17 protein-coding genes and 1 pseudogene are annotated in these 20,462 nt (G+C 67.6%); 11 read left to right on the forward strand and 7 right to left on the reverse strand.

Features of this window, described 5'->3' with window-relative positions; translation table 11 throughout:
- The first annotated feature begins 6 nt into the window (after nt 1-6).
- Nucleotides 7-1,335 carry an aminopeptidase P N-terminal domain-containing protein gene (locus tag QE395_RS03775; protein ID WP_306990406.1) on the forward strand — a complete coding sequence of 443 codons (1,329 nt, stop codon included), beginning with the start codon at nt 7-9 and terminating at the stop codon, nt 1,333-1,335.
- Nucleotides 1,336-1,996: 661 nt separating this feature from the next.
- On the opposite strand, the gene pepQ is transcribed toward QE395_RS03775, so the two are convergent.
- The 7 genes from pepQ to rph form a co-directional block, all read right to left on the reverse strand.
- Nucleotides 1,997-3,322: a Xaa-Pro dipeptidase gene (gene pepQ / locus QE395_RS03780; protein WP_249833045.1), complete on the reverse strand. Its 1,326-nt coding sequence runs from the start codon at nt 3,320-3,322 to the stop codon at nt 1,997-1,999.
- 82 nt (nt 3,323-3,404) lie between these two features.
- Nucleotides 3,405-3,752: a PilZ domain-containing protein gene (locus QE395_RS03785; protein ID WP_249833044.1), complete on the reverse strand. Its 348-nt coding sequence runs from the start codon at nt 3,750-3,752 to the stop codon at nt 3,405-3,407.
- Nucleotides 3,749-6,205, reverse strand: coding sequence for a DUF1631 domain-containing protein (locus QE395_RS03790; protein ID WP_306987603.1), 2,457 nt, complete (start codon nt 6,203-6,205; stop codon nt 3,749-3,751). The genes QE395_RS03785 and QE395_RS03790 overlap by 4 nt, the downstream gene beginning before the upstream one ends.
- Before the next feature lie 82 nt (nt 6,206-6,287).
- Nucleotides 6,288-7,499: a radical SAM family heme chaperone HemW gene (gene hemW / locus QE395_RS03795; protein ID WP_306990408.1), complete on the reverse strand. Its 1,212-nt coding sequence runs from the start codon at nt 7,497-7,499 to the stop codon at nt 6,288-6,290.
- A gap of 58 nt (nt 7,500-7,557) precedes the next feature.
- On the reverse strand, nt 7,558-8,151 hold the full coding sequence (gene rdgB, locus QE395_RS03800) for an RdgB/HAM1 family non-canonical purine NTP pyrophosphatase (RefSeq protein ID WP_068853889.1): 594 nt from the start codon (nt 8,149-8,151) through the stop codon (nt 7,558-7,560).
- Nucleotides 8,148-8,537: a VOC family protein gene (locus QE395_RS03805; protein WP_068853888.1), complete on the reverse strand. Its 390-nt coding sequence runs from the start codon at nt 8,535-8,537 to the stop codon at nt 8,148-8,150. The genes rdgB and QE395_RS03805 overlap by 4 nt, the downstream gene beginning before the upstream one ends.
- A complete protein-coding gene (rph, locus tag QE395_RS03810; protein WP_068853887.1) occupies nt 8,534-9,262 on the reverse strand; it encodes a ribonuclease PH in 729 nt (242 codons plus the stop codon). Before rph ends, QE395_RS03805 begins: the two co-directional genes overlap by 4 nt.
- A gap of 120 nt (nt 9,263-9,382) precedes the next feature.
- Between rph and QE395_RS03815 the strand changes: the two genes are divergently transcribed.
- From QE395_RS03815 to QE395_RS03860, 10 genes and pseudogenes are all read left to right on the forward strand, one after another.
- Nucleotides 9,383-10,243: a YicC/YloC family endoribonuclease gene (locus QE395_RS03815; RefSeq protein ID WP_306987604.1), complete on the forward strand. Its 861-nt coding sequence runs from the start codon at nt 9,383-9,385 to the stop codon at nt 10,241-10,243.
- The gene (gmk, locus tag QE395_RS03820) at nt 10,240-10,905 is read left to right on the forward strand and encodes a guanylate kinase (RefSeq protein WP_093533650.1); all 666 of its coding nucleotides are present in this window, start codon (nt 10,240-10,242) and stop codon (nt 10,903-10,905) included. Before QE395_RS03815 ends, gmk begins: the two co-directional genes overlap by 4 nt.
- Before the next feature lie 111 nt (nt 10,906-11,016).
- Entirely contained in the window at nt 11,017-11,316 is a 300-nt protein-coding gene (rpoZ, locus tag QE395_RS03825; RefSeq protein ID WP_068853884.1) for a DNA-directed RNA polymerase subunit omega, read from the forward strand.
- Between the two features lie 154 nt (nt 11,317-11,470).
- A pseudogene (locus QE395_RS03830) lies at nt 11,471-13,631 on the forward strand (bifunctional (p)ppGpp synthetase/guanosine-3',5'-bis(diphosphate) 3'-pyrophosphohydrolase).
- 56 nt (nt 13,632-13,687) lie between these two features.
- The gene (locus QE395_RS03835) at nt 13,688-14,074 is read left to right on the forward strand and encodes a RidA family protein (RefSeq protein ID WP_068853882.1); all 387 of its coding nucleotides are present in this window, start codon (nt 13,688-13,690) and stop codon (nt 14,072-14,074) included.
- A gap of 7 nt (nt 14,075-14,081) precedes the next feature.
- On the forward strand, nt 14,082-16,193 hold the full coding sequence (gene recG, locus QE395_RS03840; RefSeq protein WP_249833040.1) for an ATP-dependent DNA helicase RecG: 2,112 nt from the start codon (nt 14,082-14,084) through the stop codon (nt 16,191-16,193).
- Between the two features lie 193 nt (nt 16,194-16,386).
- Complete coding sequence (locus tag QE395_RS03845) at nt 16,387-17,325, forward strand: nucleoside hydrolase (RefSeq protein WP_306987605.1); 939 nt, start codon at nt 16,387-16,389, stop codon at nt 17,323-17,325.
- Nucleotides 17,326-17,438: 113 nt separating this feature from the next.
- Nucleotides 17,439-17,705, forward strand: coding sequence for a type B 50S ribosomal protein L31 (locus QE395_RS03850; protein WP_093533653.1), 267 nt, complete (start codon nt 17,439-17,441; stop codon nt 17,703-17,705).
- A gap of 324 nt (nt 17,706-18,029) precedes the next feature.
- The gene (locus tag QE395_RS03855) at nt 18,030-19,307 is read left to right on the forward strand and encodes a citrate synthase (RefSeq protein WP_068853878.1); all 1,278 of its coding nucleotides are present in this window, start codon (nt 18,030-18,032) and stop codon (nt 19,305-19,307) included.
- A 606-nt stretch (nt 19,308-19,913) separates the two neighbouring features.
- Nucleotides 19,914-20,426, forward strand: a complete 513-nt coding sequence (locus QE395_RS03860; protein ID WP_068853877.1) for a CS1 type fimbrial major subunit — start codon at nt 19,914-19,916, stop codon at nt 20,424-20,426.
- The last annotated feature ends 36 nt before the right edge of the window (nt 20,427-20,462 follow it).

Raw genomic sequence — 20,462 nt, forward strand, 5'->3', positions numbered from 1 at the left:
ATGGATATCCGCGAGTTGACCGGCATCACCGCGGCCGAATACGCGGGGCGCCGCCAGGCGCTGATGGAAATGGCGGGCGATGACGCCATCCTGGTGCTGCCGGCCGCGTCGGAGCGGGTGCGCAGCTTGGATACGCACTATCCGTTCCGGCAGGATTCGGACTTCTGGTACCTGAGCGGCTTCCCGGAGCCGGATGCGGTGCTGGTGCTGATTCCTGGCCGCCGCCACGGCGAAGTCATCCTGTTCTGCCGCGAGCGCGACGCCGACCGCGAAGCGTGGGATGGCGCACGCGCCGGACAGGAAGGCGCGGTGGCGCAGTACGGCATGGACGATGCGTACCCGATCGACGATCTGGACGACATCCTGCCGGGCCTGCTGGAAGGGCGCTCGCGCGTGTATTACCACTTCGGGCGCGACGCCGAGTTCGACCTGAAGCTGATCGGCTGGGTCAACCGGGTGCGTTCGCAGGTGCGGCATGGCGCGCAGCCGCCGCATGAATTCCTGGAACTGGGCCACCTGCTGCACGAGCAGCGGTTGTTCAAGTCGAGCGCGGAGATCGCCTTGATGCAGCGCGCGGCCGACATCACGGTGCAGGCGCACCGGGTGGCGATGCGCGCGGCGCGGCCGGGCATCCACGAGTACGAGCTGCAGGCGGACCTGGAGCGCGAGTTCCGAGCCAACGATGCGTGGTCGGCCTACGGCAGCATCGTGGGTACCGGCGCCAACGGTTGCATCCTGCATTACCGCGCCAACAACGCGCGCAGCCGCGATGGTGAGCTGGTGCTGATCGATGCGGGTGCCGAGTACCGCGGCTACGCCAGCGACATCACGCGCACGTTCCCCGTAAATGGTCGCTTCACGGCCGAACAGCGCGCGCTGCACGATCTGGTCGGTGCGGCGCAGGCGGCAGCACTCGCGCAGGCCAAGCCGGGCGTGCCCTACGAGGCGGGCCACCTGGCGGCGGTACAGACGCTCACAGAAGGCCTGCTGCGGCTGGGCCTGCTCACCGGCACGCTGGAAGGAAACATCGCCGACGGCCATTACCAGCGTTTCTATCGCCACAAGACCGGGCACTGGCTGGGCCTGGACGTGCACGACGTGGGCGACTACCGCCTGGCCGGCGATTCGCGGCTGCTGGAGCCGGGCATGGTGTTCACCATCGAGCCGGGCCTGTACATCAGCGCCGACGACCGCAGCGTGGAAGCGCGCTGGCGCGGCATCGGCATCCGTACCGAGGATGACGTGGTGATCACCGACAGCGGGCATCACGTGCTGACGGCTGGTCTGGCGCGAAGTGCTGATGAGATCGAGCAGGAAATGAACGCTGCTGGCTGATTCGAGTCCAAGGCAAGAGCAGCGTTTCGGTTGCTACGTGCTGGGGAGGCCGACGGGCAGCCCCTTACGGGACACGCCGTAAACCGCCCTCCGGGCCCCGGCCCAGCCGCCAGCGGCTGTGCGTTCAGTCGCACGCGAGGCAGTGCCTCGCAAGCAGTGCGCCTTCACCCATGTGGGCTTGGCAAAAACATCCATGTTTTTGACAGTCCCTACAGGGGCTGCCCGCCGGCCTCCCCCAACAGATGGCAGCGTGCGGATGGCAAGAGCAGGCACGCATGGCGTGCCCCTACGCGGCGGGTGCGCGAATGGGGTTGAGGCCGGTTATGCGGCGGGTACGCGAATGGAGCTGGGGGCGGTAGCGTCGGTTCCCAAACGACGGCACGGAACACCACCTCGTCCGTTGACGCATGAAAACGATCGGCACTGCCGTTGATCTTCCCGTGGCCCCCCAACACACCGTCGAGGGTCGGCGGGGGCGGGTTTGCGGGACTGTAGAAAACATGGATGTTTTCTACAAGCCCCCATGGATGGGTTCACGGCGTGTCCCGCAAACCCGCACCCGCCGGCCCAGCTCAGGCCACGCGATGCGCACCGGCTGTTCGCCAAAATGCATGAAGCAGCCGGGCAACAGCCCGGCTGCATGGGCAAGCGTCGATCAACGTTACGCCTTGGCAAACTCCGGCCGGGTCAGGTTGTCCGCATCGCCGTCGGTGCACAGCACTTCATCTTCAACGCGGATGCCACCGTATGGCCGGAAGAAATCCACGCGATCCCAGTCGATGCTGTCGCCCTGGCCGCGCTGCTTCACTTCGTCCAGCAGCATGTCGATGAAGTACACGCCCGGTTCGATGGTGACCACCATGCCCGGTTCCAATGCGCGGGTCAGGCGCAGGTACGGGTGCCCTTCCGGGCGCTCGACGCGGCCGCCGCGGTCGCTTGCGGCGAAGCCGGCCACGTCGTGGACCTGCAGGCCGATCAGGTGGCCCAGGCCGTGCGGGAAGAAGGCCGCGCTGACGCCGGTGGCCAGCGCCGCTTCCGGCGAGACCTTCAGCACCCCGAAGTCCTTCAGGATGCCCATCAGCGACAGATGCGCATCGATGTGCAGCTGCTTGTAATCCACGCCCGCACGCACGCCGGCACCCATTTTCTGCTGGGCCGCATCGACCGCATCGATCAGCGCCTGGAACTCGTCGTGGCCGGCGGCCGCATACGTGCGCGTGATATCGCTGGCGTAGCCGTACGCGCTGGCGCCGGCGTCGATCAGGAAGCTGCGCAGCGGCTGCGGCGCGCTGCGGCCCAGGTCGGTGTAATGCAACACCGCAGCGTGTTCGTTCAGCCCGATGATGTTGCCGTAGGGCAGCTCGTTCGCATCCTGGCCGACCGCGCGGCAGTAAGCCATGTGAATCTCGAACTCGCTGGCACCGGCGCGGAACGCCGCCTCGGCCGCGCGGTGGCCGCGCACGCCCAGCTGCTGGGCCTGGCGCATCAGCGCGATTTCATACGCCGTCTTGTACGCCCGGTGCCAGTCCAGGTAGTGGAGCACCGGCTCGGGGTTGTTCGGGGTGAACGCGCCCAGCGCGCTCTGCGGCTCGCCCAGGATCGCGCAGCGCGCCGCATCGCGTGGCAGCAGCGCCAGCGCCTCGTCCGGCGTGCGGATGATCTCGATGTCGAAGTGTTCCACCCACCAGCCGTTGGGCGCATCGGGCACCACGTGCCAGTAATCGAACGGCTGGTGGAAGATCACCTTCGGGCGCTGGCCCGGGGTGTACACCACCCAGCTGTTGGGCACCTTGGTCAGCGGCAGCCAGGCCTTGAAGTTCGGGTTCACCGCGTACGGGTAATCGCGGTCATCGAAGGCCTGGTAGTGCAGCGTGCCGCTGGGAATCACCAGGTGGTCGAAGCCGCCGCGCGCCAGCGCCTCGTCGGCGCGTTGGCACAGCACGCGGACATGATGGGAATACAGGGCGGCGAGGTCGGGCTGGTTCATCGCGGAAGCTCACAGGGCAGTGCGGAATGCAGCCCCTGATTCTGCCGCAATCAGCCCGTGCGCGCTGTGCCGGAACCGGCACTCACACCGCCGAAGATTCCTCGGCGATCCAGGCGCGCAGCTGGTCGCGGTGCTCGCGGCTCAGCGTGAGGAAGCGGAAGCCCGCCCAGGATTGGCCCGGCGCATTGCTCTGTTCGATCCAAAGCAGGTGCGCCCCCACGTCCACCTGCACCGGTTGGCCGCTCGGCCCCTGGATGGCGAAGCGGAACTGGTAGTTGCCGTCCGGCGTCAATGGCACCGAACAGATCATCAGCATGCCGGTTTCGGACACATTGCCCAGCCGGCCGATCACCGCCTCGGCCATCGTGTCGGTCACCGGCACCTGCTCGGCCACCTGTCGGCGGGGCGCGCGGCGGGTGTCGTCGTTCATTCGTCAGTCTCTGCAGTGGCCGGGGTGCCCGCCAGCGAGCGCAGGGTGCGCAGCGTGGCCTGCCAGGCGCGGTCGATCAGGCGGCTCTTGCCCTCGCTGACCAGGCGCGCCTGCCCGTGCACCATCAGCCGGGCCAGGCTGTCCAGCGAATGCTCGGCCACCTTCTGCCCGCGCGGATTGACGAACAGCGCGTTGTCGGTGATCAGGCTGTACCAGGACAGCCGCTGGCGGCGCATGTCGCCCTGCTGGTTGGTGGTGAATTCGAACCAGGTGCCAAACGGCAGCGTGCGCAGCTGGCGGTAACAGTCTTCCTCGGCGGGGCTGCGCGCCAGCGGCGCCTCGCGCCGGGCTTCGGTGCCTTCGGCCTGCTCCCCCAACCGGGTGCGCGCACGGATGCGCGCGGTCAGTTCGGTGCGTGAGCTGCTGTCGTCTTCACCGCCCGGGGTGGACAGCCGGCGCGCGATCGCCGCCGCTTCGTCCTGGTGATAGCCGACCTGCAGCAGTGCCGCTTCGACCTGCTCGCCGAGCTGGGTATCACTCCCGGCGCTGCCGGGTGGTTGGCAGGTGACCTCGGCGATGCGTGCGGTTTCCTGCTCGCGCGCCTGCCATTGCTCGGAGCCTTCGCCGCTGCGCAGCAGGGTCAGGGTCAACACGTCCGACCAGGCCTGCTTCAGCAGCGATTGCACGAACCGCGGCGGCGCGGTCTGCGCGCACAGCTGTTCGATGCTGGCGCCGGCCTGCTGCTTGGCCGATTCCAGCCGTTCCTTGCCGCGCGCCGCTTCCACGTGGCGGCGCTCGGCCAGCTCGGCCTTGTGCGCCAGGGCCCGGAAGTGCTGCTGGATCTCGTCGTTGGCCGCTTCGAAGACCGCCGCATCACCCTCGTAGTCGGTGACCACCTTGTCGACGGCGCGGTCCAGCTTCTGCACCAGCTGCGGGTCGACATCCTCCTCGCCCAGCCAGTTGGCGCCGGCTTCGGCCACCGCGTTGAGCAGCTCGCGGGCCGGGTGCTGGTCGCGCACGAAGAAGGCCGGGTCGGACAGTGCCGCGCGCGCCACCGGTACCTGCAGGCGGGTGAGCAGGTCCACGGCGGCCGCGTCGGGGCGGACCTCGCGGTGGATCTGCCCGTACAGCATGTCCAGCAGGTCGAAGGTGTCGGTGTCCTTGACCGTCAGCGCGGCCAGCGGGCCGTGGTCGGCGCGCATCTGGGCGAGCAGGGCGTTGTGCAGGTCGGCCATGGTGCGGCGCACGCCGGCCGACTGCGCCTGCAGCTTGGCCAATGTAGCGTGCAGGTTGCCGCTGGAGATCGCGACCGGTTCCGGACGCTCACCTGCCCCCGAGACTTCCGCATGGGGCGACGCCCCGGTCGCGGCTTGTGCTCCCTCCACGCCACCGGTGTCAGGGCCGGCGGCGGTACCGGGCTGGCCCGGCGTCACTGGAGTGCCGTGGCCGAGACCCGCCGGGCCCTGGGTATGCCGGGCGGCGTCCAGCAGGTGGTGCAGGGCCGACAACGCCGGGGCGTTCATGTCGACCGGGGCGGCATCCGCTGGCGCTTCAGCGGCAGCGGCCGGCGCCGATGGCGCCATCTGGCCGATCACCTCGCTGGTCATCGCCGCCCAGCTGCCGCTGCTGGCAGAACCGCTCCAGCCGGTGAGCGGGCGTCCGCCCGCCCCGCCGGGTTCGCGCGGGGGCGCCGCGCCGGTCCCGCGCTCGGGGCCGGTGACGATCCGCCGCGTGGTGGCCGAGCGCGCCAGGTACGGGGTGTAGACCAGCCCTGGCAGCACGCCCTCATGGGTCAGCAGCACGTTGGCGCGTTCCAGCAGCTCGCCCAGGCGTTCCAGCAGCTGGCGGTCGAACACGCGGAACAGCGCCAGCTGGGTTTCCAGGCCCAGCGCGAATTCCTCGCCCAGCTCACGGGTGATCCGGCACAGCACGTAGGGCCCGAACGGCAGGTCCTCGGCGTCGAACGCCGGGCCGGCGGCGAGCACGCCGAAACGCTGCCCGAGCAGCTGCAGCGCACTGGCCGAGCGCTGCGCCTCGCGCCGGGTGATGTCGGCCAGCACGATGTCGCGGTCGATATCGGTGTCGGTGACCAGGGTCAGCGTGGTGGCCGCCACCGGCGCGGTGGGGGCCGGCACGTGCCGTACCCGCGGTTCGCGCAGGTTGGCCAGTGACGTGGCCAGCGCGTCCAGGAAGCGCGGCGCGAACTGCGCGTTTACCTCGTGCAGGCGCCGGGCCTGGGCGTAGATGTCGGCCTGGATCTGGCTGTTGCGGGCGCGTTCGGCGTCGCGGAACAGCTCGCGCTCCAGCTCCACGATGGTCAGCTTGAGCGGGGTGCTCAGGGTCTGCACGGCCAGCGCGTGCAGCGCCGCCAGCAGGCGGCGCACGCGCGGCGGCGCATTGACGCCGGCGAACCGGGTCGGATCGGATGACGATGAAGGTGCGGACGCAGACATCCGTTGTAGGTTCCGGCTCCCCTGAGAGCACAGAATCTAACGTTTTCCCGGGGTCCCCGCCAGAAGGGATCTCCCGACATCCTCAGCCCAGGAACAACTCCACCACGTCGTTGGTGAAGCGCCGGCCCAGCTCGGTCGGCTGCACATGGTCGCCCTGCACCGTCATCCAGCCATTGGCAAGGGCGGTCTGCAGCGGCGCGGCGATGCTTGCCCGGTCCAGCCCGGTGCGCGACTCGAAGTCCTTGAACCGGAAGCCCTCGTGCAGCCGCAGCAGGTTGAGCATGTACTCGAACGGCAAGCGGTCGGCGCCGATCACCTCGTCGCCGCCGATCGACGCGGCCGTGCCGGCAGTGTCCATGAACGTCTGCGGGTGCTTGTGCTTCCAGCGGCGCAGCACGTGCTGCTCGGCGCCGGAGCTGATCTTGCCGTGGGCGCCGGCACCGATGCCCAGGTAATCGCCGAAGCGCCAGTAGTTCAGGTTGTGCTGGCTCTGCCGCCCGGGGCGCGCGTAGGCGCTTACTTCGTACTGGGCATAGCCGGCCTCGGCCAGCAGGCGTTGGCAGTGTTCCTGCATGTCCCAGGCCGAATCATCGTCGGGAATGCCCTGCGGCGGCCGTGCGAAGAACACGGTGTTCGTCTCCAGGGTGAGCTGGTAGTGCGACAGGTGGGTGGGCTGCAGCGCGAACGCACGTTCCAGGTCGTGCTCGGCCTGGGCCAGGGTCTGCTGCGGCAGCGCGTACATCAGGTCGATGTTGAAGTTGTCGTAGCCGGCATCCTGGGCCAGCTTCACCGCGCGCTCGGCTTCACCGCTGTCATGGATGCGGCCCAGCCGCTGCAGCGCCTCATCGTTGAAGGTCTGGATGCCGAAGCTGATCCGGTTCACCCCGGCCGCGCGGTAGCGGTCGAAGCGCCCGTGCTCGGCCGTGCCCGGGTTGGTTTCCAGGGTCACCTCCAGGTTCGGGGCGAAGCGCAGCCGTGCCGAGGCTGCCTGCAGGAAGCGGTCGATCGCCTCCGGCGGGAACAGGCTGGGCGTGCCGCCGCCGAAGAACACGCTGTTCACCACCCGGCCCCAGACCAGCGGCAGGTCCTGGTCGAGGTCGCGGATCAGCGCGTCGATGTAGGACTCGAGCGGCAGTTCGCCCTTGGCCTGGTGCGAGTTGAAATCGCAATACGGGCACTTGCGCACGCACCACGGCAGGTGCACGTACAGCGACAGCGGCGGCGGCACCAGCGACACCGCGTGGTCGTGGTCGCAGCGTTCGCCCGGAAGGTGGTGGCAATCGGTGTCGGACATCGTGCTCATCGGTAGCGCCGGCCGTTGGCCGGCCCTCGGGAAATCATCAACAATCGATTCAGATCAACGCCGACAGCTTCTGCTTCAACACCTGAAGCGCCTTGCCGCGGTGGCTCATCGCGTTCTTTACATCCGGTGCCATTTCCGCAGCGGTCTGGCCCAGCACCGTGTCCAGGAACAGCGGGTTGTAGCCGAAGCCGTGGCTGCCGCGCAGTTCGTCCAGGATCTCGCCTTCCCAGCTGCCTTCGCAGATCAGCGGCTGCGGGTCGTTGGCGTGGCGCAGCAGCACGATCACCGCGTAGAAGCGCGCGGTGCGGCGCTCGGCCGGTACATCGCGCATGGCGTCCAGCAGCTTGGCGTTGTTGGCCGCGTCATCGGTCGGGCTGCCGGCATAACGCGCGCTGTACAGACCGGGCGCGCCGTCCAGCGCATCCACGATCAGGCCCGAATCGTCGGCCAGCGCCGGCAGGCCGGTGCTGGCGCAGGCATGGCGGGCCTTGATCAATGCGTTCTCGACGAAGGTCAGGCCGGTTTCCGGCACATCGCTCACGCCCAGCGCGCCCTGCGCCACGATTTCCAGCGGCAGGCCGGCCAGCATGGCCTGCAGTTCCTTCAGCTTGCCGGCGTTGCCGCTGGCCAGTACCAGTTTCATTGCTTGGGCTCCAGCAGGTCCCACGTGTTGCCGTACAGGTCGCGGAACACCGCAACCGTGGCGTAGGGCTCCTCGCGCGGGGCTTCGAGGAATTCCACGCCGCGCGCGGTCATCGCGGCATGGTCGCGGTAAAAATCGTCGGTGTTGAGGAAGAAACCGACCCGGCCACCGGTCTGGTTGCCGACGCGGCTCTGCTGCTCTTCATTGCTGGCGCGTGCCAGCAGCAGCGCCGCCGCGCTGCCGTCGGTAGGACCGACCACCACCCAACGCTTGCTGCCCTGGTCGATGTCATCGATCAGATGGAAGCCGAGCTTGCCCGTGTACCAGGCGATCGCCTCGTCGTAATCGGCCACCACCAGGGTGACCAGGGCGAGGCGCCGGCTCACGGCTGCGCCAGTGCGGCCTGCTGGGCCGCGAACAGGTCGGTGATGCCCTTTTCGGCCAGCGCCAGCAGCGCGTCCAGCTCATCGCGGCGGAACGCGTGGCCTTCGGCGGTGCCCTGCAGCTCGATGAAGCCGCCGCCATCGTTCATCACCACGTTCATGTCGGTGTCGCAGTCGCTGTCTTCGGCGTAGTCCAGGTCCAGCACCGGGGTGCCGCGGTAGATGCCGACCGACACCGCAGCCACGGCGCCGAAGATCGGGTTGCGCTTGATGTCGCCGCGCTTGATCAGGAAGTTCACCGCATCCACCAGCGCCACGTAGGCACCGGTGATGGCGGCGGTGCGGGTGCCGCCATCGGCCTGCAGCACGTCGCAGTCCAGGGTGATGGTGCGTTCGCCCAGTGCGCTCCGATCAATGCAGGCGCGCAGGGTGCGGCCGATCAGGCGCTGGATTTCCAGGGTGCGGCCGCCTTGCTTGCCGCGCGCCGCTTCGCGGTCGTTGCGGGTGTGGGTGGAGCGCGGCAGCATGCCGTATTCGGCCGTGACCCAGCCTTCGCCCTTGCCGCGCAGGAACCCCGGCACGCGGTTTTCCACGCTGGCGGTGCACAGCACGCGGGTTTCACCGAAGCTGACCAGCACCGAGCCTTCGGCATGGCGGGTGAAGGCGCGTTCGATGCGCACTTCGCGCAACTGCTCGGCCTGGCGGCCGCTGGGACGGGGATCGGACATGGATGGCTTCCGGTAAGACGAGGGATGCGGGACCGCGCCCGGACCGGGGACCGGCAGGCGAGGAGGCTCCAAAGGAACCGCTAGGGTACCATTTGCACTTTGAGAGCACCGGAAACCCGCATGATTCGAAGCATGACCGCCTATGCCGGCGGCGAGCGCGCCACACCCTGGGGCACGCTGGCCTGTGAGCTGCGCTCGGTCAACCACCGGTTCCTCGAGGTGGGCGTGCGCCTGCCCGAGGAGCTGCGTGCGCTTGAGCCGCAACTGCGGGAGCGTGTCGCCAACCGCTGCAGCCGCGGCAAGATCGACCTGGTCATGCGCCTGCGCGCGCCGGAGGTCACCGGGGCATTGGTGGTCAACGACGCGCTGCTGGCCCAGCTCGGCGAGCTGGCCAGCCGGCTGGCGCCGGGCTTCCCCAGCCTGCAGGTGAGCTTCACCGAGCTGCTGCAGGTGCCAGGCGTGATGCAGGGCGAGGCCGTCGATGCCGCCGCGCTGCAGGCCGAGGCCCTGGCCCTGCTGGAAGAAAGCCTGGACGGTTTCGTCGCCGCGCGTGAGCGCGAGGGCGATAAGCTGGCCACGGCGATCCAGGAGCGCGTCGATGGCGTAGAGCGCATCGCCGCCGAGGTCACCACCCTGATTCCGCTGATCCGCGATGGCCAGCGCGCCAAGCTGTCGGCCCGGCTGGCCGACCTGCCGCACCCGGTCGATCCCGGCCGCGCCGAGCAGGAACTGGTGCTGTGGCTGCAGAAGCTCGACGTGGACGAGGAGCTGGACCGCCTGCGCAGCCACATCGTGGAGATCCGCCGCGTGCTCAAGCAGCGCGAGCCGGTCGGCCGCCGCCTGGACTTCCTGCTGCAGGAGTTCAACCGCGAAGCCAACACGCTGGGCTCCAAGTCGGTGGACAGCCGCACCTCCAATGCCGCCGTCGAGCTGAAGGTGCTGATCGACCAGATCCGCGAACAGGTGCAGAACATCGAATGAGCAGCCAGCCCCTCCAGAGCCCGGAACCGGCCCGCGGCACGCTGTACATCGTGGCCGCCCCGTCCGGGGCCGGTAAAAGCAGCATCGTCAACGCCACCCTGGCGCGCGACCCGCAGATCGCCCTGTCGATCTCGTTCACCTCCCGTGCGATGCGCCCGGGCGAAGTGAACGGCGAGCACTATCACTTTGTCAGTGCGCCCGAATTCGAGCGGATGATCGCCGCCGGCGACTTCTTCGAACACGCCTGGGTGCATGGGGACTGGAAGGGCACCGCCCGCCAGTCGGTCGAGCCGCAGTTGTCGGCCGGCCAGGACGTGCTGCTGGAGATCGACTGGCAGGGCGCCCAGCAGGTCCGCCAGCTGGTCCCCGGCACGGTCACGGTGTTCATCCTGCCGCCGTCGAAACAGGCCCTGCAGGACCGCATGCGCAAGCGTGGGCAGGACAGCGAGGCGGTGATCGCCCAGCGCCTGGCCGCCGCCCGCGAGGAAATGCTGCATTTCAACGACTTCGACTACGTCATCGTCAACGAAGTGTTCGAGACCGCCGTGGACGAGCTGTGCGCCATCTTCACCGCCAGCCGCCTGCGCCGGGAGTCCCAGAAGGTCCGCCACGCGGGCCTGATCCAGGCCCTGCTGACCCAGGACGCAACGGCAACTGACTGATTCACAAGGGGCGGGTAGCCGGTCGGCTTGATTTTGTCCAGCCCTGGCCGGTACAATCCGTCCCCTTTCCCTCATTCGATGAGCAGCCCCTGCCGGCTGCCGGGAGCCCGCATGGCCCGCATCACCGTAGAAGATTGCCTGGAAGTCGTCGATAACCGTTTCGAGCTGGTCATGATGGCGTCCAAGCGCGCCCGTCAGCTGGCCAACGGTGTCCAGGCCACCCTGGACAACAGCGAAACCGAAGACAAGCCGACCGTGCTGGCGCTGCGCGAAATTGCCGCCCGCAAGATCGACAACGCCCTGATCGACGAAGTCGAGAAGGCCGAGCGCGAGCGTGCCGAGCGTGAAGCACTGGAATGGGCCGCTGCCGAAGTCGTCGCCGACGAAGACATGTCCAAGAACGACGACTGATCCCATCCGATCATCCGTTGTTGCAACAGACAGCCCGCCATGTGCGGGCTGTCTGCTTTTGAGCGGCAGGTCACCCCGTTGGTGGTGACGCATTTGACGATTGCCCGTACGCAATAGTTTGCCGTTATCCCGTCGCTGGAATAGTCTTCCAGCCATGAACCCAGGCCCCTCTGCCAAGGTCGCCACGTCTCCCGGCGCGGCCGTACCCGACTATGTCCTCCAGCTTGAACGCGCAGCCCATTACCTGCCGCCCGAGCAGTTGCCGCTGCTGCGTCGCGCCTGGGAGGTAGGGGCCTCCGCGCATGCCGGGCAGACCCGCAAATCGGGGCGAGCCGTACATCACCCATCCGGTGGCGGTGGCGCAGGTACTGGCCGAGCTGGGCCTGGACGTGGAAGCGCTGATCGCCGCGATCCTGCACGACACCATCGAAGACACCCCGCTGACCCGCGAAGAACTGGCCGCCGAATTCGGCGAAGCCGTGGCCGAGCTGGTCGATGGGGTGACCAAGCTGGACAAGCTGAAGTTCCGCGACCGCCAGGAAGCGGCCGCCGAAAGCTTCCGCAAGATGCTGCTGGCGATGTCGCGCGACCTGCGCGTGATCATGATCAAGCTGGCGGACCGCCTGCACAACATGCGCACGCTGGGCGCGCAGAGCACCGAGGCGCGTGGCCGCATCGCGCGCGAGACCCTGGAGATCTACGCCCCGATCGCGCAGCGGCTGGGCATGAGCCTGGTCAAGAGCGAGCTGCAGAACCTGGGCTTCAAGGCGCTGTACCCGTGGCGCCACGCGATCCTGGAAAAGCACATCCGCAGCCAGCCGGTGGTGCGCCGCGAGGCAATGGCGCAGGTGGAAGTGCAGCTGTCGCAGCGGCTGGCCAAGGAAGGGCTGGAACACCGCCTGGTCAGCCGGATCAAGACCCCGTGGAGCATCTACAACAAGATGCGCGACGAGAACAAATCCTTCGACCAGGTCATGGACGTGTTCGGCTTCCGCCTGGTCGTGCGCAGCGTGCCCAACTGTTACCACGCGCTGGGCTCGGTGCATGCCACCTTCAAGCCGCTGGATGGGCGCTTCCGCGATTTCATCGCCATTCCCAAGGCCAACGGCTACCAGTCGCTGCACACGGTGCTGTTCGGCCCGTACGGCTCGCCGATCGAAGTGCAGATCCGCACCGAGGAAATGGACCTGATCGCCGAGCGCGGCGTGGCCGCGCACTGGACCTACAAGTTCGGTGGGGACACTCCCAACAGCGCGCAGAGCCGTGCGCACGCCTGGATCGTGGAACTGATCGATTCGCAGCGCGCCGCCGGTTCGTCGCTCGAATTCCTCGACAACGTCAAGGTCGACCTGTTCCCGGACGAGGTCTACCTGTTCACGCCCAAGGGCAAGATCCTGGCCCTGCCGCGCAACTCCACCGCGCTGGACTTTGCCTATGCGGTGCACACCGACGTGGGCAACATGGCGGTGGCCTCGCGCGTGGACAAGAAACTGGTGCCGCTGCGCACCAAGCTGGTCAGTGGGCAGACCGTGGAAGTCATTACTGCGCGCTCGGCCACGCCCAAGCCGCAGTGGCTCGAATTCGTGGTCAGCTCCAAGGCGCGCACCGCGATCCGCCACCAGCTCAAGCAGCTCGAACACGAAGATGCCGTGCAGCTGGGCCACCGCATGCTGGACCGCGCGCTGGAGGCGATGGACAGCTCGCTCGAACGGCTGCCCAAGGGGCGCCTGGATGCGTTCCTTGCCGAACACCGCTACCCGCGCCTGGAGGCCCTGCTGGCCGAAGTGGCGCTGGGCAACTGGATGCCCAACCAGGCCGCGCAGGCACTGATGGCCTACGCCGAACTGCGCGGCGGCGCGCATTCCAAGCACTCGCAGGAAAAGATCCTGATCAACGGCAGCGAACGCGGCGTGGTCAGCTTCGCCAACTGCTGCCAGCCGATTCCCGGCGACGAGATCATGGGCTACCACACCGCCGGCAAGGGCATCGTGGTGCACCGCCTGGACTGCCCGAACCTGGCCGAGCTGCGCAAGTCGCCCGAGCGCTGGGTGCCGATCGGCTGGGACACCACCGTCTCCGGCGATTACGACACTGCGCTGGTGGTGGAAGTGGAGAACGGCACCGGCGTGCTGGCCCAGCTGGCCGCGGCGATCGCGCAGAGCCATTCCAACATCGAGCGTGTGGACTACCTGGACCGCGACTTCAACGCCGCCGTGCTGGCCTTCAACATCCAGGTCCGCGACCGCAACCACCTGGCCGAAGTCATGCGCCGGCTGCGGCGCTTGTCGGTCGTCCAGTCGGTGCGCAGGCAATAGGCAATGATCGAAACCGATACAATGGACCACCATTGTTCGACATAACGAGGCACCCCATGTCCCGCCAGATCATCAACACCGAAAACGCACCGGCCGCCATCGGTCCGTATTCGCAGGCCGTGCGTGCCGGCAACACCGTGTACTTCTCCGGCCAGATTCCGCTGGACCCGGCCACCGGCGACATCGTCGGTGCCGGTGATGTCGAAGCGCAGGCCCGCCGCGCCTTCGACAACCTCAAGGCCGTGGCCGAAGCCGCTGGCGGCTCGCTGGACAAGGTGGTCCGCCTGGGCCTGTACCTGACCGACCTGGCCGAATTCGCCAAGGTCAACGCGGTCATGCAGGACTACTTCCAGGCGCCGTTCCCGGCCCGCTCCACCATCGAAGTGTCCGGCCTGCCCAAGGGCGCCAACTTCGAGGTTGATGCGGTGATGGTCATCGACTGACCGCCACGTGGCACGCAGACCGGCGGTCACCCCGGCGCTGGCGCCGTCCGGCGAAGCTTCGCTGGCGGTGCTTGCCGGCGTGGGTCCGGCCGTGGCCGCCAAGCTGGCGGCGCGCGGCCTGGCCTCGCTGCAGGACCTGTGGCTGCACCTGCCGCTGCGGTATGAAGACCGCACCGCACTGACCCGCATCCAGGACCTGCGCAACGGCGTGCCGGCGCAGGTGGAAGTCCGCGTGGTCGCGGTGGACCGCGGCATGCGCTTCCGCCCGACCCTGAAAGTAGCAGTGGAAGACGAAGGGCAGGGCACCCTGGTGCTGCGCTTCTTCCACTTCCGCCAGCAGCAGGTGGCCCAGTTCTCGGTGGGCACCCGCCTGCGCTGCTTCGGCACGCCCAAGCCGGGCCAGCTGGGGCTGGAAATCGTCCACCCGAGCTACCAGGTGCTCGGCCGTACCGATGACCCGGCGCTGGGCGACAGCCTGGACCCGGTCTATCCCACTGTGGAAGGCATCGGCCCGGCCACGCTGCGCCGCCTGATCGGCCAGGCGCTGGACCGCCTGCCCGAAGAATCCAGCCTGGAACTGCTGCCGCCGGGCTGGCTCGATGGCCTGGCGCTGCCCTCGCTGCGCAGTGCCTTGCTGACCGTGCACCGCCCGCCACCCGACGCCAACCTGGCCGCGCTCGCCGCGGGCACGCATCCCGCACAGCGCAGGCTGGCGCTGGAAGAGCTGCTGGCCCACCACCTGAGCCTGCGCCGCCAACGCATTGCCCTGCAGGCGCACCATGCGCCCCCGCTGGCCGGTCCGGGAAAGCTGGCCAAGGCCCTGCTCAAGCAGCTGCCCTTTGCCCTGACCGCCGCGCAGAAACGCGTGTTCACCCAGATCCGCGAGGACCTGGCCCAGCCGCGCCCGATGCTGCGGCTGGTGCAGGGCGATGTCGGCTCGGGCAAGACCGTGGTGGCCGCGCTGGCGGCGATGCTGGCGGTGGAGCAGGGCAAGCAGGTCGCGCTGGCTGCCCCCACCGAACTGCTGGCCGAACAGCACCTCACCAACCTGCGCGGCTGGCTGGAACCGCTGGGCGTGCAGGTCGCCTGGCTGGCCGGCAAGGTCATCGGCAAGGCGCGCGCGAAGGTGCTCGAACAGGTCGCCAACGGGCAGGCCCAGGTGGTGGTGGGCACCCATGCGCTGATGCAGGAATCGGTGGTCTTCCATGACCTGGCGCTGGCCATCGTCGACGAGCAGCACCGGTTCGGCGTGCACCAGCGGCTTGCGCTGCGCGACAAGGGACCGGGCGGGCACAGCGTGCCGCACCAGCTGGTGATGACCGCCACGCCGATTCCGCGCACGCTGGCAATGTCCGAATACGCCGACCTGGACGTGTCGGCGATCGACGAACTACCGCCCGGGCGCACCCCGGTGCAGACCGTGGCATTGAACAATGATCGCCGCCCCGAACTGATCGAGCGCATCGCGCTGGCCTGCCGCGAAGGCCGCCAGGTGTACTGGGTGTGCACCCTGATCGAAGAAAACGACGAGCTGGATGCCACCCCCGCGCAGGCCACGTTCGAATCGCTGCAGGCGTTGCTGCCGGGCGTGCGGGTGGGGCTGGTGCATGGCCGGCTGAAGGCCAGCGAGAAGCTGGCCACCATGGTCGCGTTCAAGGCCGGGCAGATCGACCTGCTGGTGGCCACCACGGTGATCGAAGTCGGCGTGGACGTGCCCAATGCCTCGTTGATGGTGATCGAGAACGCCGAACGCCTTGGCCTGGCCCAGTTGCACCAGCTGCGCGGACGGGTCGGGCGTGGTTCGGCGGTGTCGCGCTGCGTGCTGCTGTACCAGGCGCGGCTGTCGGCGATGGCACGCGAGCGCCTGGAAACCATGCGGCAGACCAACGATGGCTTCGTGATCGCCGAAAAGGACCTGGAACTGCGCGGTCCGGGTGAGCTGCTGGGTACCCGCCAGACCGGCCTGGCCGGCTTCCGCATGGCCGACCTGGCCCGCGACGCGGATCTGCTGCCGGGCGTGCACGCGCTGGCCGAGCGGTTGATGGTGGAGGCGCCGACGGTGGCCGATAGGGTGGTCGAGCGGTGGATTGGCAACGCGGTGAGATACGCGTCGGCATAGTCGGCATGGTCTGGGCCGGCCAACGGCCGGCGCTACCGATCGAATGATCCCGACGGTCGATTGATCCAGATCCCAATGGGCCCGTAACAATTCGTAGCGCCGGCCGTTGGCCGGCCCAAGTGGCCCCGACCCGCGCCTTGTATTTGTCATCCCGGGGTGCGAAAGTCCCTTGCCGCTTACCAAGACGGCACGCATGACCAAGAAGATTCCGCTGTTGATCGACACCGATCCGGGTGTCGATGACGCCCTGGCCCTGTTGATGGCCTTTGCCGACGAACGCCATGACGTGGTCGGCCTCACCATTGCCGCCGGCAATGTCGGCCTGGACCACACGGTCCGCAATGCGCTGAAACTGTGTGAAGTGGCCGGGCGTGAAGACGTGCCGGTGTTCGCCGGTACCCCCGAACCGCTGGTGCACCCGTCGGTGGATGCGGCCCACGTTCATGGCGCCGACGGCTTCGGCGACGTCAACCTGCCGGCCGCCCAGCGCCCGGCCGAAGCCGAACACGCCGCGCTGGCCATCCTGCGCCTGTCCCATGAGTACGCCGGCGAGCTGTTCCTGGTCGCCCTCGGCCCGCTGACCAACCTGGCCCTGGCGCTCAAGCTCGACCCGACCCTGCCGCAGCGCGTGAAGCGTTTCCTGGTCATGGGCGGGGCGGTCACCTGCCACGGCAACATCACCCCGGCGGCCGAGTTCAACATCGCCTTCGATCCCGAAGCGGCGCACGTGGTGTTCACCGGCTTCCCGCACATCGAAGTGGCCGACTGGGAAGCCACCGTCGCCCACGGCCTGCTGCACAAGGATGTCGAGCAGTGGCTGGCCTTCGACAGCGACAAGGCACGCTTCTACGAGCTGATTTCGCGCCAGACCCGCCTGTGGTCCGAAGACAGCCGCGGCGAGCGCTGGTTCGCCGCCGACGCCCTGGCCATGGCCTGGGCGCTGCAGCCGGAAGGCGCGCTGCGGGTCGAATCGCGCCCGCTGAACATCGAACTGGCCGGGACCCACAGCCGGGGTGCTACCATTGTCGACTGGAACCGCCAGACGGGGCAGCCGGACAACACCCAGCTGCTGATGGCCTACGACCAGGGGCGCTTTGAAGCCCAGGTCCGGAGTGCGCTCGGCGTCGCCTGACGCCGCAGTGGCGGTATCTTCACGCGGAACATGGCCATGGGTTGCCCTAGGGGGCGGCCCCGGCTATAATGCCGCTCTTGCGTTTCCCTGACCTTATTTACGGTGTGTGCCCCATGAAGGACGATATCCATCCGAACTACCGTGACGTCGTGTTTCAGGACGTTACCTCCGATTTCAAGATCCTGACCCGTTCCACCATGGCGACGAAAGAAACCGTGAAGTGGGAAGACGGCAACGAGTACCCGCTCGTCAAGATCGAAATCTCCTCTGCTTCGCACCCGTTCTACACGGGCAAGCACAAGGTGATCGACACCAGCGGCCGTATCGACAAGTTCCAGAAGCGTTTCGGCAAGCCGGCTGCGGCTGCTGCTGCCGAATAAGCGTTTCGAAGCTGCTGCACGCAAACAACGGTCGCCTCGGCGGCCGTTGTTTTTTTATGCCTGCGGCAAAGCCTGCTGGCGGATGAACGACGGTTCATAAATTCCCCCGCCGCGCGGAACGCAGTGTCCATTCCAGCCCGCCTGGCGCTTGCCGGTGCTTGTGCGGCAAGGGCGAGCGGGGTGTGCGTCTACGACTTCCGTCCTAGGGCGTGGCAAATGTTGCTGTGCGATAATGACGTGATCCACAGCACAGGCTGTGGACTTACTTTCACGTGCCTGCCCCACGCGCTTGGGTGGGCGCCTTCCCCTTGAGGAGCGCACACAGTGTCCGATCTTGATCAGGTCACGCTGAATGCCGGCGACAAGTCGGTTGTTCTGCCTGTCATCAAACCCACGCTCGGCAACGATTGCGTCGATATTTCGAAGCTGACCAAGGAAACCGGTCTCTTCACCTACGACTCCGGCTTCACCGCCACCGCCAGCTGCAAGTCCGCCATCACCTACATCGACGGTGACAAGGGCGTGCTGCTGTATCGCGGCTACCCCATCGAGCAGCTGTCGGAAAAGTCCAGCTACGTCGAAGTGGCTTACCTGCTGATCAACGGCGAGCGTCCGAGCGCCGAGCAGCTGAAGGCCTTCACCGATGAGCTGGCTGCCGAAGCCAACGTCGATGCCTCGATCAATGCCCTGATCGCCAGCTTCGACAAGGATGCCCACCCGATGGCCATCCTGACCGCTGCCATCGCGCAGCTGTCGGCGAAGTACCACGCCTCGCTGGACCTGTCCGACGCCGAACAGCGCCGCCAGTCCGCCGTGCGCCTGATCGCCAAGGTGCCGACCCTGTCGGCGCTGATCTACCGCCACGGCAAGGGCCTGCCGGCCAACACGCCGGACACCTCGCTGGATTACGTCAGCCGCTTCCTGAAGCAGACCTTCGAGTCGGCCGATGGCCAGTACGAGCTGAACCCGGACGTGGTCAAGGCGCTGGACCTGCTCTTCATCCTGCATGCCGACCACGAGCAGAACGCCTCCACCTCGACGGTGCGCCTGGTCGGTTCGACCGGTGCCAACCCGTATGCGTCGGTCGCCGCTGGCGTCACCGCGCTGTGGGGTCCGGCCCACGGCGGTGCCAACGAAGCCGTGCTGAAGATGCTGGAAGAAATCGGTTCGGCGGACAACGTCGAATCGGCCGTGCTCAAGGCCAAGGACAAGACCTCGGGCTTCCGGCTGATGGGCTTTGGCCACCGCGTGTACAAGAACTTCGACCCGCGCGCGAAGGTCATCGGCGAGATGACTGGCAAGGTGCTCAAGCAGCTGGGCGTGCAGGATCCGCTGCTCGACGTTGCCGTGAAGCTGGAACAGGCGGCGCTGCAGGACGACTACTTCGTCGCCCGCAAGCTGTACCCGAACGTCGATTTCTACAGCGGCATCATCTACAAGGCGCTGCAGATCCCGACCGAAATGTTCACCGTCATGTTCGCCCTGGGCCGCACCTCCGGCTGGGTCGCGCACTGGCTCGAACAGCAGGTCGACCCGGAAATGAAGATCGGCCGCCCGCGCCAGGTCTACACCGGCAGCGACGTGCGTGACTACCAGGGCTGATCAGCTCCCGTAGTGCGTGAAAAGACGCCTCCGCAAGGGGGCGTTTTTTTTTGGGTTCAACAGCGTTCAAGCAGGAGCTTTCAAGCAACAGCCGTCGTGTGCAGGATGCTGCGCGCAGGGCCGGCGGTGGTGGGGGTACGGGGGGCGCCGTGAATCCATCCCTGGAGGCTCTTGCGAAACATCCATGTTTCGCAAAGCCCCCGTACCCCCACCACCGCCGACCCTCTGACAGTCGGCCGGTGACCACGGGAAAAGCAAAAATCACGTCGCCGGCCCTGCACGCAGCATCGTGCAAACGACGGCTTTGGCTTTAGCTCTGACTTTAGCTTTGCGCCTTTCGCTTTCAGCTTCCGGCAACACCACGCCGTGCCGCGGCGAGCATAAAGCAGCAACGCGCAACATGCGCACGCGCGCGGGTCGGAATGCTTGCGTTGCTTCCGGTTCGCGCGCGCTGTCGCAGAACGCGCGCGTGCGTGGCGGGTTTCAGAATGGTTGCGTGGGGAGACGTCGCGCACAGAACTAACGTGATCGTGTCGCCGACACTGCACAGCGCAGCGTGGGTGATCGCCTCGAACGAGGCGTTTTTCAATCATGGGAGAGAACCACATGTACCGCACCCTGAAGCAGGCCGCGTTGGGCCTGGCGATCTTTACCGCCGCACTGTCCGCCCACGCCGTTGAAGCGCACATCACCGTCTGGGCGAACGTCGACCCGACCCTGTCGCTGCTCCGGGCCGATGGCAGCGCGCTTCCCGCTGACGTCGAGATGCCGTACCGCGCCGGGCAGGGACTGAGCAGCTGGAGCGAACGCGTGCGCGTGTTCTCCAACGACACCAGCCTGGATGTCGATGTGCGCCTGGCCGAACCGGCCGTGCTGATGCCCAAGGTGACCGCCGCCGGCGCAGTCGACATCCCGCTCTCGGTTACCCTCAACGGCCGCGAGCTTGGCCTGGCCCCGATCGCGTTCACCGCCGACCAGCTGTTCCAGGGCGCCATTCCCGGTGCCTCCATCGAAATGCCGCTGACCGTGGCCCAGGCCGCGCCCGGCCCCATCACCGCCGCCGGCCTCTACGACGGCCCGGTCAGCCTGGTCCTGGTGCAGAAGGCCAGCAGCCTCTAAGCCATTGCGCGGACGCCGGCCCTGCGGGGCCGGCGT

Source organism: Stenotrophomonas sp. SORGH_AS_0282, from assembly GCF_030818125.1.
GTDB lineage: Bacteria > Pseudomonadota > Gammaproteobacteria > Xanthomonadales > Xanthomonadaceae > Stenotrophomonas > Stenotrophomonas rhizophila_A.